At 47.2% G+C, this 13121-nt stretch carries 11 protein-coding genes; all 11 read left to right on the forward strand.

Annotated elements, in window-relative coordinates; all coding sequences use genetic code 11:
* Positions 1-365: 365 nt before the first annotated feature.
* The gene (locus NST99_RS10530; protein ID WP_341091485.1) at positions 366-1376 is read left to right on the forward strand and encodes a zinc-dependent alcohol dehydrogenase family protein; all 1011 of its coding nucleotides are present in this window, start codon (positions 366-368) and stop codon (positions 1374-1376) included.
* A gap of 32 nt (positions 1377-1408) precedes the next feature.
* On the forward strand, positions 1409-2572 hold the full coding sequence (locus NST99_RS10535) for an SMP-30/gluconolactonase/LRE family protein (RefSeq protein ID WP_341091486.1): 1164 nt from the start codon (positions 1409-1411) through the stop codon (positions 2570-2572).
* A gap of 24 nt (positions 2573-2596) precedes the next feature.
* The gene (locus NST99_RS10540) at positions 2597-3385 is read left to right on the forward strand and encodes an SDR family oxidoreductase (RefSeq protein ID WP_341091487.1); all 789 of its coding nucleotides are present in this window, start codon (positions 2597-2599) and stop codon (positions 3383-3385) included.
* A gap of 76 nt (positions 3386-3461) precedes the next feature.
* A complete protein-coding gene (locus NST99_RS10545) occupies positions 3462-3593 on the forward strand; it encodes a hypothetical protein (RefSeq protein WP_341091488.1) in 132 nt (43 codons plus the stop codon).
* Positions 3594-3596: 3 nt separating this feature from the next.
* On the forward strand, positions 3597-4883 hold the full coding sequence (locus NST99_RS10550; protein ID WP_341091490.1) for a PTS sugar transporter subunit IIC: 1287 nt from the start codon (positions 3597-3599) through the stop codon (positions 4881-4883).
* Positions 4884-4910: 27 nt separating this feature from the next.
* Complete coding sequence (locus NST99_RS10555) at positions 4911-6374, forward strand: glycoside hydrolase family 1 protein (RefSeq protein ID WP_341091491.1); 1464 nt, start codon at positions 4911-4913, stop codon at positions 6372-6374.
* A 250-nt stretch (positions 6375-6624) separates the two neighbouring features.
* Positions 6625-7629 (forward strand): Gfo/Idh/MocA family protein, encoded by a 1005-nt coding sequence (locus tag NST99_RS10560; RefSeq protein WP_341091492.1) that lies wholly within the window; start codon positions 6625-6627, stop codon positions 7627-7629.
* On the forward strand, positions 7626-8537 hold the full coding sequence (locus NST99_RS10565) for an AraC family transcriptional regulator (protein ID WP_341091493.1): 912 nt from the start codon (positions 7626-7628) through the stop codon (positions 8535-8537). Before NST99_RS10560 ends, NST99_RS10565 begins: the two co-directional genes overlap by 4 nt.
* An 11-nt stretch (positions 8538-8548) precedes the next feature.
* Positions 8549-9631 (forward strand): Gfo/Idh/MocA family protein, encoded by a 1083-nt coding sequence (locus NST99_RS10570; RefSeq protein WP_341091494.1) that lies wholly within the window; start codon positions 8549-8551, stop codon positions 9629-9631.
* Between the two features lie 105 nt (positions 9632-9736).
* The gene (locus NST99_RS10575; protein WP_341091495.1) at positions 9737-11323 is read left to right on the forward strand and encodes a response regulator transcription factor; all 1587 of its coding nucleotides are present in this window, start codon (positions 9737-9739) and stop codon (positions 11321-11323) included.
* Positions 11324-11326: 3 nt separating this feature from the next.
* A complete protein-coding gene (locus tag NST99_RS10580) occupies positions 11327-13099 on the forward strand; it encodes a cache domain-containing sensor histidine kinase (RefSeq protein ID WP_341091497.1) in 1773 nt (590 codons plus the stop codon).
* Positions 13100-13121 lie beyond the last annotated feature (22 nt).

Consider the following 13121-nt stretch of genomic DNA (forward strand, 5'->3'; position numbering starts at 1 on the left):
TGAAATGGAGTGGATACAATGATACCTAAAGGAAACACTGTTACCGTGAATACACGGTACTTAACATTGAAAAACAAGAATTACTTTCGAGTAATGGTAACGGTGTTTCTATATTATAACATAGTATCAAAAAGGAGAGCACCACTATGACAAATAAGGGGGAATAGGCGCTCGTCACGGGAACTTCTTCCGGTATTCGAGAGCAATTCGCGTGTACAGAATTATCTGGGGGCGCAGTTATCACGTTTTATTACACCAAAGCAAAGTCTTCGGCTTGTTGGAAGCATGCTTCGTCTGCGTGAAGGATACAGCAGCAATAATAAGAATCCGGGTAATCAATCTGATCTTACAGGGAGGACAATACAATGAAAGCTATACAACTGACAAACGGCTTCGGCTTTGAGGAATTAACCATGGCGGAACTTGGCAAACCAGTGCCAGGCCCTAAGGAGGTGCTAATCCGCATGAGGGCAGCTTCTCTCAATTATCGGGATTTAGTGGTCCTCGGCGGATTAATGCCGATCCAAGTCAAATTCCCCTTCATTCCATTATCAGACGGAGCGGGAGAAATTGTAGCCATTGGCCCAGGAGTAACTAGATTTCAGGCCGGACAACGAGTAGCAGGTAATTTTCAACAGCGCTTCATTAGCGGCAGCCCAAGACCAGGGGTGTTAGAAGAAAGTCTGGGAGGTCCGTTGAATGGAGTAGCGGCCGAGTATGTTGTTCTTCATGAAGACGGAGTCGTCGCTATTCCCGATCACCTCACTTATGAGGAGGCCTCCACTTTGCCGATCGCGGCATTAACCGCATGGAGCATGCTAATCGAATACGGTGGTTTGCAGGCGGGTGATACTGTGCTGCTGCAAGGAACAGGCGGTGTCTCCATCTTCGGGCTTCAATTCTCGCTTATGACCGGAGCACGAGTCATCATCACGTCGAGCAGCAACGATAAGCTGGAACGGGCAAAAACTCTTGGCGCATGGCAAACAATCAACTATTCGGAGGTTCCTGATTGGGATAAGGCAGTATTAGAGCTGACTGGCGGCGTCGACCATGTTCTGGATGTTGGAGGTGCGGCAACGATGGGGAAATCCATAAATGCACTTCGTACTGGAGGGACGGTGAGTATGGTCGGGTTCTTATCAGGCTTGACCATTCCGGAATACGATGTCTCCAGCATCTTGCACAAAGCCGCAACAGTTCGCGGCAGTCAAGTCGGCAACCGGGATCACTTTGAAAAGATGAATCGGGCGATTGCCCATCATCGTTTACATCCCGTCATCGACCGTGTATTCCCTCTAGAGCGAATTGCAGAAGCATTCGCGCTCTTGGCTGAAGGAAAGCAATATTTTGGTAAAATCGTAGTCCAAATCTAAAATCACTCAAAAATGATACAGGAGGCACTCTAATGCCCAATAAACCAGTTAACTCCGTTAAACTTACTGAAGGTGTGAATCGTCCTAAACGCTCACTGCGTGCTAGGATATCCAGATGGGTTCTATCACTGCTCGCGGTGCTCGTTGTAGGATTACTCGTTTTCTTACTTTATCCTTCACCGGTCAAACCGTTAAAATGGTCCGCACCGACGGCTCCCTCTTTTGAGGAAGCGGGTCCGTGGCAACAGAACAACAAACTCAGTTCGGCTCAGCTAGTTACTGATGCCCCTCAATTCCCGGAATTCATTACATTCGATAAAGAAGGCCAGCTATATACAGGAGATTCAGACGGGAAAATTTACAGGGTTCCTTTCGATGCAGAGGGCAATCCGCAAAAAGCACAACTGTTTGCAGACACCCAGGGAACGCCTAATGGACTTATATTCGATGCCAAAGGCGATTTGATCGTTACGGATGTCCAGAGGGGACTGCTGTCTATAAACCCATCCGGGAGCATAGAGGTATTGGCCGATCAAGTGGACGGCAAGCCGATCTATTTAGCTAATGAGCTTGATATTGCCAAGGACGGCTCCATTTATTTCTCCGATACTTCTAATTATGGTAGAGTGACCTTCAAAGAAATGGCCGAGAACAAGCCGCATGGACGTTTGCTGAAGTACGATCCAATGACCAAGAAGACGACCGTTCTGTTAGAAGGTCTCTATTTTGCAAACGGGGTTGCCTTGTCTGCGGATGAAGATTTTGTGCTTGTGGCAGAATCGTATCATTATCAGTTGACCAGATACTGGATCAAAGGACCGAAGAAGGGTACATCGGATATTTTCGCAGACAATCTCGCAGGCTTTCCAGACAACATTACGCGTGATGACCAAGGTCATTTCTGGGTCGGTATCTTCACGACTCGCCTTTCTTTTGTAGATCAGATGCATAGCAACCCTTGGCTGGCCAGTACCATGGCTAAAGTGCCGCAGTCGCTGCTTAACGGCGCAAGTGCACCGGCGAAGCATGGGCTTGCTGCGGAGTTCAGTCCGCAGGGAGAGCTAATCGGAAGCTGGCATGATCCGGAAGGCAAACTGTATGGTGTAACTACGGCTGCAAGCCATAATGGTTATTTATATATTGGAACGGCACCTGGAGGCAGCAAGGGTGTTCATCGTGTGCTTTTAACAAAATAAGATTGGAATCTGGGAGGGTGCAAAATGAATCTGGATGATTTGGAGCTATCTTGGAATGAGAAGGAGAGTCTGACCGGTAAAGTGGCCTTGGTGACAGGCGCCAGCAGCGGAATCGGGGCATCGATCGCCAGGAAACTGGTAAAACGCGGCGCCCATGTGACTGTAGTGGCACGCCGGCAGGATCGATTGGATGAGCTGGTTCAGGAATTGCATAAAGAGGGATTATACGAGGTTATGGCGGTACCTGCTGATATTCAAAAGGCTGAAGAAGTACAGCATGTGGTCAATGAAACGATTAACCGCTGGGGCCGTCTCGATATTATAGTTGCCAATGCCGGATTCGGGTATCGAAGTCCATTGGTAGAAGTGGATCTGGAAAGATGGGAGGAGCTGTACAAGACGAATGTACACGGTCTAATGTTAACGCTGCACTACGGGCTTCCGCCAATGCTGGGTCAGGGTAAGGGAGATGTCATCATCATCTCCTCCATTGCAGGCAAGGAAGTGATTGCCGGAGGAGGTCCATACAGCGCTACCAAATACGGCGTTAACGCCATAGCGTCTGCATTACGTTTGGAGACAATCGATCAGGGGATTCGCGTTACGACGATTCTGCCCGGGGCGGTGGCAACGGAATTTTCTCAGGTGGCCGGGTATTCCGAGGATGAGATAAGGGCATTTGCTTCGAAAGTTCTGCCGTTACATCCCGATGATGTTGCAGAGGCAGCACTTTATGCATTGGAGCAGCCTGAGCATGTCAGCATTCCGGAACTAACCATTATGCCTTCAAGGCAAGCCCAGCGGTTCAAATAAAACGATGTCCAAATAGTAATAAAAGATCCGTGCCAAATTTGGCAACGGATCTTTTGTTTTTTTCGCCGAAGGAGATTTGGCTGCCGAATATCCTAGTATCCCGGTAACGACAATTGAGATGATGGCTTATGGCATGATGGCTTATGGCATGATGGATGGGGATAAAGTGCTGGATACAGCAATTGAACTTATGGAGAAGGGGGCTTAGTTCATGGCAAGCGGCGCAGAATGGAGGGGCAAAATCCAGAAAGCCAGTACCAAGATTCAGAAAAATAATTATATCAGTGCTATTTCCAACGGGCTGATGGCTTTGATGCCGATATTGATCCTGGGTGCGATATTTTCCCTGATTAATGCTTTGAAGCTGGAGCCTTACCAGAACTTCCTGGAAAGTTCCGGCCTGAAGACGTACACTGCGATTCCGGCTTCGATAACAACCGATTTAGTCGCTCTGTATGCAGTGTTCTCCATCGCTTACAATTTTGCGGTACAGCTTAAACAACAGGGATTCTCGGCAGGAATTCTCGCACTGATGAGCTTTCTGCTGGTTACTCCAAAGGGGCTCCTGGACGATGGCGCCACCAAAGCCTTTGGTTACTCCTGGCTGGGAGCCAAGGGGCTGTTCGTAGCCATTATTGTAGCCCTCATTGTCGGCAAACTGTATACTTACCTGCTGGAGAAAAAAATCTATATCAAGATGCCAAAGGGTGTTCCGCCTACTGTTGAGAAATCCTTTGCCGCATTGACTCCCGGCTTCATTATTGTTTTCGTGATGCTGATCCTGACAGCGATTTTCGGAGCGACGAAATATGGAAATATGCATGAGTTTGTCTTTTTCATTATCCAATTGCCGCTAACGAGTCTCGGTGGTACGTGGTGGGCAATGCTGATCTGTATTTTCTTAATCCATTTGCTGTGGTTCTTCGGTGTTCACGGTACATTGGTGGTTTACTCCGTAGTAGGACCGATCTGGGTAGCGCTTGGACTTGAGAATCTGGATGCTTACCAAAGAGGTGTAGAAGGCACTCATATTATCGGTTCGCCGTTCTTCCCGGTCTATGTGCTGATTGGTGGTGCGGGTGCAACGCTTGGCCTGATTATTGCCATGCTGTTCGCCAAGTCTACCCGGTATAGAACGCTGGGCAAGCTTGCAATTATTCCAAGTATTATTGGAGTTAACGAGCCGGTCATCTTCGGGATGCCGCTGGTGCTTAACGTGCGTTTCATGATTCCGTTTATTCTAACCCCACTGGTGAGCAGCGGATTGGCTATTCTTTTGACTTCGATCGGAATTCTGCCGGTTCTGCACGGTATTCAAGTGCCGCTTGGTATTCCGGTGCTGGTTAATGGCTGGATGAACGGAGGCTGGCGCGTATCCGCGTTCCAACTGGTAATGATCGGGGTAAGCTTTGCAATTTATTATCCATCTTCAAAAAAGCCGATTTCGAAGCCTATGAGCTGGAGCAGCAGGCTGAGTCTAAGACGGCGGCCGCAGTAAATTAAATGAATAAGGGAGGCTTATCCGATGCCTAACCAGTTTTCGGAGAATTTCCTGTGGGGCGGAGCGGTTGCAGCCAACCAGGTTGAAGGTGCGTATTGCGAGGACGGCAAAGGGTTGTCTACCGCAGATGTGGTCAAATACGTTCCGCCGGGACAGCGCAAAGCTCTTGAGCATGCTCTCAGCATCTCCAGAGCGGAGCTTACTGCCGCTATCTCGGATACGAAGGAGGGGAATTACCCCAAACGCAGAGGGATCGATTTCTATCACCGTTACAAAGAAGACATTGCCTTATTCGCAGAAATGGGTTTTAAAGTGTTCCGGATGTCGATCTCCTGGCCCCGTATATTTCCAAACGGGGATGAGAAAGAGCCGAATGAAGCGGGATTACGCTTCTATGATGATGTTTTTGATGAGTTGAACAGATATGGCATTGAGCCACTGGTTACGCTCTCGCACTACGAGATGCCAGTGGAACTTGTTACCCGTTACAACGGGTGGGAGTCACGCGAACTGGTCGGGCTGTTCGTCCGTTATGCGGACACGGTCTTCCTGCGCTATAAAAACAAGGTGAAGTACTGGCTGACCTTTAACGAAATCAACGCAGTAATCCGCTTTCCGTTTCTGGGGGGAGGTGTGCTGACCGAAGGTAAAGAGAATGAGAAGCAGGCTGCGTTTCAGGCGCTGCATCACCAGTTCATTGCCAGTGCTCTGTCTATCAAGCGTGCAAGGGAGATTAATCCGGAGTTCCAGGTAGGCTGCATGCTGGCCCGCAAACTGATCTATCCGTATTCCTGCCATCCCGGGGATGTGCTGAAGGCACAGGGAGAGAACCAAATGGCCCAGTTCTGTTCCGATGTTCAGGTCAGGGGGTATTATCCGTCATACATCAAACGGCATCTGGCTGATTATGAAGTAAACATTGAGATGGAGCCGGGGGACGAAGCTGTTCTGAAGGGTAACCTGGTTGATTTCCTTTCCTTTAGCTACTACATGTCTTCAACGGTCAGTACGGACGAGAGTATCACAGAGCGGACAGAGGGCAATCTGTCGTCGGGGCTGGTGAATCCGTTCCTGAAGACCTCGGATTGGGGCTGGCAGATTGATCCGACCGGTCTGCGGGTTGTCCTTAAGGAGATGCACGACCGTTACCAGATCCCGCTGTTTGTTGTGGAGAACGGTCTCGGTGCTGCAGATGTTATTGAAGCGGACGGTACAATCAAGGACGATTACCGCATCGAATATCTGGCTCAGCATATCGAGCAGATGGCCGAGGCCATTGCCGACGGCGTGGAACTATTGGGCTACACAAGCTGGGGCTGCATTGATCTGATTTCAGCTTCCACGTCAGAGATGCGAAAACGCTACGGCTATATCTACGTCGATCAGGACGATGAAGGTAACGGCTCCCTGGAACGCATACGCAAAAAAAGCTTCTATTGGTACAAGAAAGTCATCGCCTCCAGAGGGACCGATCTTGCAAATCTTTAAATTGGAAAGTCTGGCAAAGACACAAAAATCGTTTCTGGGCAGAAATGTCCGGGGGCGTTTTTGTGCTGTGTTTTTTTCGTGAAAAAGGGCCGTAGTCACACGTTGGTCACAGTAAGCTTTACTAGATAATAATTTGGACTATGTCGTAATATTATATATAACTTGTCGTGTTTTCCTATTAAAAAAAGCGGCTCAGATATGTTACCTTATAGTGGGATGTCAGAATACTATATGTTGGAGGTTATGGAAAATGAGCATTGGCATTGGTCTAGTCAGCTTTTGGCATGTGCATGCTTGGGACTATGTTAAGCAAGCGCAGGCGCATGAGGATACGTTTATCGCTGCAGTATGGGACGAAGACGTGATAAGAGGACAAGAAGCGGCTGAAACGTTGAAGGTTCCTTACTTCGAGTCTCTCGATGATATGCTGGCCCAGGAGGATGTTAACGCTGTCATCGTGGATGCGCCGACAAACATTCATAAGGAGGTAATAGTGGCCGCCGCCAAAGCAGGCAAACATATCTTTACCGAGAAGGTTATCACTCCGACAGTGCAGGAAGTGGATGATATTATTACCGAGGTAAATCGGAATCAAGTGATAATTACCGTGTCCTTGCCGCGATTGAACGACGGGTACACTTTGTCCATTATGGAGTTGATTAGCGGGGGGCTACTGGGAGAGATAACGTATGTCAGAGTTCGCTTATCCCACAATGGGGCCATTGCCGGCTGGCTGCCTGAGCACTTTTATAATAAGGAACAATGCTTAGGAGGCGCTTTGATCGACTTGGGATGCCATCCTATGTATTTAACCCGCCTATTTTTAGGTCAGGATGTGACGGGTGTAAGTGCCAATTTTGGATATATCACAGGGAAAGACGTGGAGGACAATGCAGTAGCAACCCTGTTTACAACCTCGGGGGCGATCGGTGTGGTAGAGGCCGGATTTGTGAACAGCCATTCGCCGTTTACCATCGAGGTTCACGGAACAGAAGGAACGCTGCTCTTCGGAACGCCGGAGGATAAATTACTTCTTAAGACGAATAAACCTGAGGGTACCACGGCTAGCTGGACGGAGATTCCAATAAAAGATAATCACGACAGTGCCTTTCATCAATGGGTCAATCATATACAGAGTGATACTTTTGCGGATAATAATATTCAGACTGCCATAGAACTGACCAGATTAATGGAAGCTGCCAATCGCTCGGCAAAAGAAGGACGGGTCATCCCGTTAGCAGATGTAAGGGCATGATCTACCAAACGATGTCTCAAAAGCCGGATTTGCTGGAGAGACTCGATATTACAGTTCAATGGGGACATTATGAGATTGTTGTACTCAGGTTCCATTTAACCTCATTCCCGGCCGGAAAAATCATAGATTTCCATAATCATGCAGAGTTTGAGTTTCATTTTATTCCTAAAGGTAAAGGAAAAGTGATTCTAGCTGAGCAGGAGTACCCATTATCGCAGGGGATGCTTTATTTAACGGGGCCGGGTGTGATGCATTTCCAGGAGGCTGACCCGGAAGAAGCCATGGACGAACTTTGCCTCCATATTGATATTAGACAGAAAAGCAGAGCGGAAGTGGACCCGTGGGAGGCGGCAGAAGCGGAAGAATGTATCGACAAACTGCGGAAACTCCCCCTCATTCCGATCCATGACCGGCATCATGCCATGAATTGCTTTCTGGAAGCCTATGAAGCTTGTGAGGATAAGTTCACCGGATATTATACAGCCATCAAACAGTTTGTAATCAGTATTTTGTTAAAAACAGCAAGAGCGTATGATCCGGAAGGGGTTAGAGCGGAAGCGCCGGTGCGGGATATGCTGAGCTACAGATATGAATACGCTATTCAGTATATCAGGGCTAATTATTCCGGGGCTGTCACGCTGGACAATGTTGCAGAAAAGCTGAATATCAGCTCCAGACAGCTGCAGCGGATTTTTAATAAGGTCAATCCTGATCAATCCTTCTCCCAGATTCTTGAGAATATCCGTTTGGAAGGTGTCTGCCGCAAGCTGTCGGAGGGCAACCAGCCGATTGAACAGATTGCACAGTCTGAAGGTTTTACGAATGCTAACTATTTGCATAATGTGTTTCGCAAGCGGTTAGGAATAACTCCCGCGACCTATAGAAACGGGAAACATACGATAAAGTGAGGATGATAGGTATGAGTAAAGTGTATCGAATAGGCATAATCGGGTGTGGCGGAATCGCGAACGGGAAGCACCTGCCAAGTTTAAGCAAGCTGAACAATATTGAAATGGTTGCGTTTTGCGATATCGTTCAGGAGCGGGCTGAAGCAGCAGCACAACAATATGGAAGCAAAGACGCAAAAGTCTACACCAATTATCAAACGTTACTTAAAGATGACACACTTGATATTATTCATGTGCTTACTCCCAATGAGTCTCATGCGGAAATCTCTGTCGCTGCGCTAGAAGCCGGCAAGCATGTCATGTGTGAGAAGCCGATGGCCAAGACAGCAGCAGAGGCCAAAAGAATGGTTGATGCAGCCAAGCGAACCGGGAAAAAACTAACGGTAGGATATAACAACCGTTTCAGAGAGGATAGTCTATTTCTGAAAAAGCTCTGCGAAGCAGGAGAATTAGGCCATATTTATTACGCTAAGGCACATGCCATCAGAAGAAGAGCAGTACCTACCTGGGGCGTTTTTCTTGATGAGGAGAAGCAGGGTGGAGGACCGCTCATCGATATAGGAACCCATGCGCTTGATCTGACCTTATGGATGATGGACAATTACCAGCCTAAGGTCGTTTTGGGAACCAAATATCATGAGCTGTCCCAACGGGAGAATGCTGCAAATGCCTGGGGACCCTGGGATCCTGCTAAATTTAAAGTAGAGGATTCGGCGTTTGGAATGATTGTTATGGAGAATGGTGCAACAATCATGCTGGAATCCAGCTGGGCCCTGAACTCGCTGGAGGTGGATGAGGCAAAATGCAGCTTGAGCGGAACGGAAGCCGGCGCGGATATGAAAGAGGGCCTGCGGATTAACGGAGAACAGCATGGCCGCTTATATAAAAATGAGATTGAGCTGAACGCAGGCGGAGTAGCATTCTACGATGGCACTCAGGTAAGTGCGCCTGACCTGGAGATGCGAAAGTGGATTGAAGCGGTTGAGCAGGATAAGGAACCGCTCGTAAGACCTGAGCAGGCGTATGTAGTTTCCTTGATTTTGGAGGCACTTTATGAATCTGCACGCACAGGGAAAGCTGTTTACTTCGATTAAAGTCAATAAGCCTGAGCGGAATTTTGGCGCCTTATTACATGAAGGCGCTTTTTTCCGTTACAATAAATGAAACATTTCACCAAATTGAACAGGGGGCTGAATGGGATGAAAATAGTGGTCGCTGATGATGAACCCAGACACCTTCGAGGAATGGCGAATCTAATCAACAATCTGCGTCCTAACGTTCGAGTCCTGGTTGCAAAAGACGGGTCCAGCGCGTTAGAGCTTGTCAGATTGGAACGTCCGGATGTCGTGCTGACAGATATCCGTATGCCCAATATGGACGGGCTTACATTTTTGCAGCAGCTCAAAAAAGAAGAACTTCAAACGAAGGTTGTGATGGTGTCAGCTTATAATCTGTTTGAGTATGCCCAGATTGCCGTTAGACATGGTGCATATGACTATCTATTAAAACCTGTAGAGGCAGAGAAGATAGAGGATGTATTGCGGCGTATAGAGCAGGAGCTGCTCACAGAATCGATGCTGAACCTGGAAGCAGAGGAGTTGAAGTTGCGCCTTCACCATACCTCCTCCGCTTATAGAAACCGCTTATATTTAACCTGGCTAAACGGAAGCTTAACGAATCTTGAGCGGGATGAACTGGATACGTATGATTGGCTGCAGGGTGGCGGAGTGGTTATTTTCTCAGAGCTCAGAATCCGCCCCGACCGTCATGGTAATATTGAAAGCGCTTGCTTCCTGCGAAGCCTGGAGCAAGGATGGATGGCAGCGGGGGAAGCTGTTACGATTCCTTTGAATGTACTTCTGGAGAATGGAGTCCAAGCCGTCACAATTATCCGTAAAGCCACCCTTACCCCGGAGAAAAGAAATGAAATTCGTGCCATCGCTTCCGCTCTATCCTCAGAATGGGAGAATACAGGTCAGCTTACCCACGGGATAGGACTGGAATGTAAATCATTATTGGAAGAAGCACCGCAAGCTTACAGGGCAGCCCAAACCGTAAATAAGTTTAACTTTCATGACTGCTGGAAAGGGATTCTGTTTCAGGATGAGCTGCGGCTGTCCCAGCATCTAATGACACTTGACATGGATAAACTCTTTGAAGCTCTGCAGGGAAATGATGCGGACATGGCTATAGAAATGTGTATTGGAGCGCTCAGAGCGCTTTCAGATGATGGGCATACAGAGCCGATTATTTTAAAAGAAAATGCCTCGCTGCTGCTTATGAAGGTTAAAAGCAGGGCGGGAAATATCGTTGACCGCCAGCTTGGGGATCTTCTAACGAAAACGGCGATTATGGAAATTCAAGCTTGTGGATCTTATACAGAATTGATTGCGCTGGTAGAGGTTACTTTACAGAAGGTTCATTATGCATTACAACAGGCACGGCTGGATAAAAACGAAATTATCGTTACGGGCTGCTTGAGTTGGATTCAGGAGAATCTGAAGGAAGATTTGTCTCTTGAACGAGCAGCCGCACACTTTTCTTTTAATACCTCCTATTTTAGTACGTTGATTAAAAACCGTACGGGAAAAACATTCTCCGATCATGTGGCGGAAGCCAGAATGAGGCGGGCTCAATTGCTGCTGTCCGCGAACAAGCTCAGAATATATGAAATCTCCGCAGAGTGTGGTTATCAGGATACCAAATATTTCTGCAGGGTGTTTAAGAAATACAATGGCATCTCACCCGAAGCGTTTAAACACTTCACGTCTACAGAGGAGATATGAGGAATGAAGATGACCTTTCGAGCCCGGTTGTTTGTCAGCTATATCTTTCTGATCGGAATTCCACTCCTTATTTTGGGGTCTCTTTTCTATCGGACCAGCCTGCAGGTCGTGACGGAACAAGCCCAGAAAAATGTGTATGAGATTGTCAGGAAAAATAATGAGATTATGGACATTAAGCTGCAGATCATTGATCAGAACAGCCAGGCAATGTTCATAGATAAGGATTTATTCAGAATTTTTAACCAAATGGATCCCCAGAACGAAGTAGAGCTGTTTGAAGCAGACCGTCAGGTAACTGCCATACTAAGTAAATATTTTTCCAACAATGAGGATGTGTATGCTTATCAGTTATGGACTTCCTATTTTACTTTCGGCCAGTTGCTGCCGCAAGGAGATCCTACTCAATCGGATATATACCACAAGGCACAGCAGGCAGGTGGGAAATTGGTATGGTACCCTACATATAATTTTGTTGATATGTTTAATCAGCCCTACTTAGAGTCCGGCAATCTGGATTTCCGCCATTTATTTTCTGCGACCAGACTGCTTGATTTCTCTCTGCTGAGCAATACGACACTCGAGAAGATGGATGTTCAGGTGGAACGGCCCGTTTTAGCAATTAGCTTTAAAGCGGAAGCTTTGAAATCTCTATATGACGAAAGTATCCCCGAAGGCTCGGACTTCCTGGTGCTGGATGAGGATCAAAAAATCGTTTCGGGCAGTCAACCAGGGAAAATCACACAAACCTTCTCAGACTCATGGGTAGAGGAACTGGAGCTGGAAAGCAGCGGTGCACGAAGAATGACACTGAAGGGCCAAGCTGTAATCGTCTGCTTCGACCGTTCGGAGGTGACAGGCTGGATATCCATTGTATGGATGCCGGAGTCCTCACTGGTTGGCAGTTTGTTGCAAAGCATCCAGACATCTATTGTCCTCCTTGCCGCTATTATGGGACTTGTGGCGCTCATTTGTGCTTTTTTTATTGCAGGCAGGATTACCAAGCCCATTAAGAAGCTGCTTGCTGCCATGAGATCCGTAGGTGGAGGGGATTTTCAAAAGCAAGTTGATGTTGAAACAAATGATGAGTTTGGCATACTTCTTCAGCGCTTTAATAAGATGAACGACCGGATTCGGCTATTGGTTATAGAAAATTACGAGATTAAATTAAAAGAACAGGAAGCCGAGATTCTAGCGCTGAGTATGCAAATGAATCCTCACTTTCTGTATAATACGCTCAACGTAATGAACTGGACGGCTATTGAAAACAATCAGAAGGAATTAAGCAAAATGCTGGTCAGTTTATCCAATATGCTGCATTATACTTCACGGAAAGACTGGAGTGCTGTTCATTTGTCAGAGGAAATCAAGTGGATGAACAACTACTTCTATATTATGTCCGTTCGTTTCGAGGACAAGTTCACTGTACATTATGCAATTGAACCGGAGCTTTACGAGTACAAAATGCCCAGACTTCTATTTCAACCCTTTGTTGAAAACGCTATCATGCATGGCTTTGATCAGACAGAAGCAGGGGGGGTGATCAGTATCCGTGGCTGGATCGACAGCGGAAAACGTACTTATGTTATTGAAGATAATGGTAGAGGCATGAGTAATGCCACGATCCATGAGATTTTATATAAGGAATCCACTTCGATAGGCATTAAGAATACCATTGCACGTATTCAAATGACTTATGGCGACAGCTATGGTGTTGCCATTAATTCCTTGCCGGGAAAAGGAACCATGATAGTGATCACCTTACCCCTGAATACCTAATAATAATCCACTAATCTAAAAA

This window comes from Paenibacillus sp. FSL L8-0470 (assembly GCF_038008625.1).
Taxonomy (GTDB): domain Bacteria; phylum Bacillota; class Bacilli; order Paenibacillales; family Paenibacillaceae; genus Paenibacillus_AQ.

Bases quoted from the DNA above. Each gene is read 5' to 3' on its own strand.
- NST99_RS10550 (WP_341091490.1), top strand. From the start codon at position 3,597: ATGGCAAGCGGCGCAGAATGGAGGGGCAAAATCCAGAAAGCCAGTACC.
- NST99_RS10540 (WP_341091487.1), top strand. From the start codon at position 2,597: ATGAATCTGGATGATTTGGAGCTATCTTGGAATGAGAAGGAGAGTCTG.
- NST99_RS10580 (WP_341091497.1), top strand. From the start codon at position 11,327: ATGAAGATGACCTTTCGAGCCCGGTTGTTTGTCAGCTATATCTTTCTG.
- NST99_RS10565 (WP_341091493.1), top strand. From the start codon at position 7,626: ATGATCTACCAAACGATGTCTCAAAAGCCGGATTTGCTGGAGAGACTC.
- NST99_RS10570 (WP_341091494.1), top strand. From the start codon at position 8,549: ATGAGTAAAGTGTATCGAATAGGCATAATCGGGTGTGGCGGAATCGCG.
- NST99_RS10560 (WP_341091492.1), top strand. From the start codon at position 6,625: ATGAGCATTGGCATTGGTCTAGTCAGCTTTTGGCATGTGCATGCTTGG.
- NST99_RS10535 (WP_341091486.1), top strand. From the start codon at position 1,409: ATGCCCAATAAACCAGTTAACTCCGTTAAACTTACTGAAGGTGTGAAT.
- NST99_RS10530 (WP_341091485.1), top strand. From the start codon at position 366: ATGAAAGCTATACAACTGACAAACGGCTTCGGCTTTGAGGAATTAACC.
- NST99_RS10575 (WP_341091495.1), top strand. From the start codon at position 9,737: ATGAAAATAGTGGTCGCTGATGATGAACCCAGACACCTTCGAGGAATG.
- NST99_RS10555 (WP_341091491.1), top strand. From the start codon at position 4,911: ATGCCTAACCAGTTTTCGGAGAATTTCCTGTGGGGCGGAGCGGTTGCA.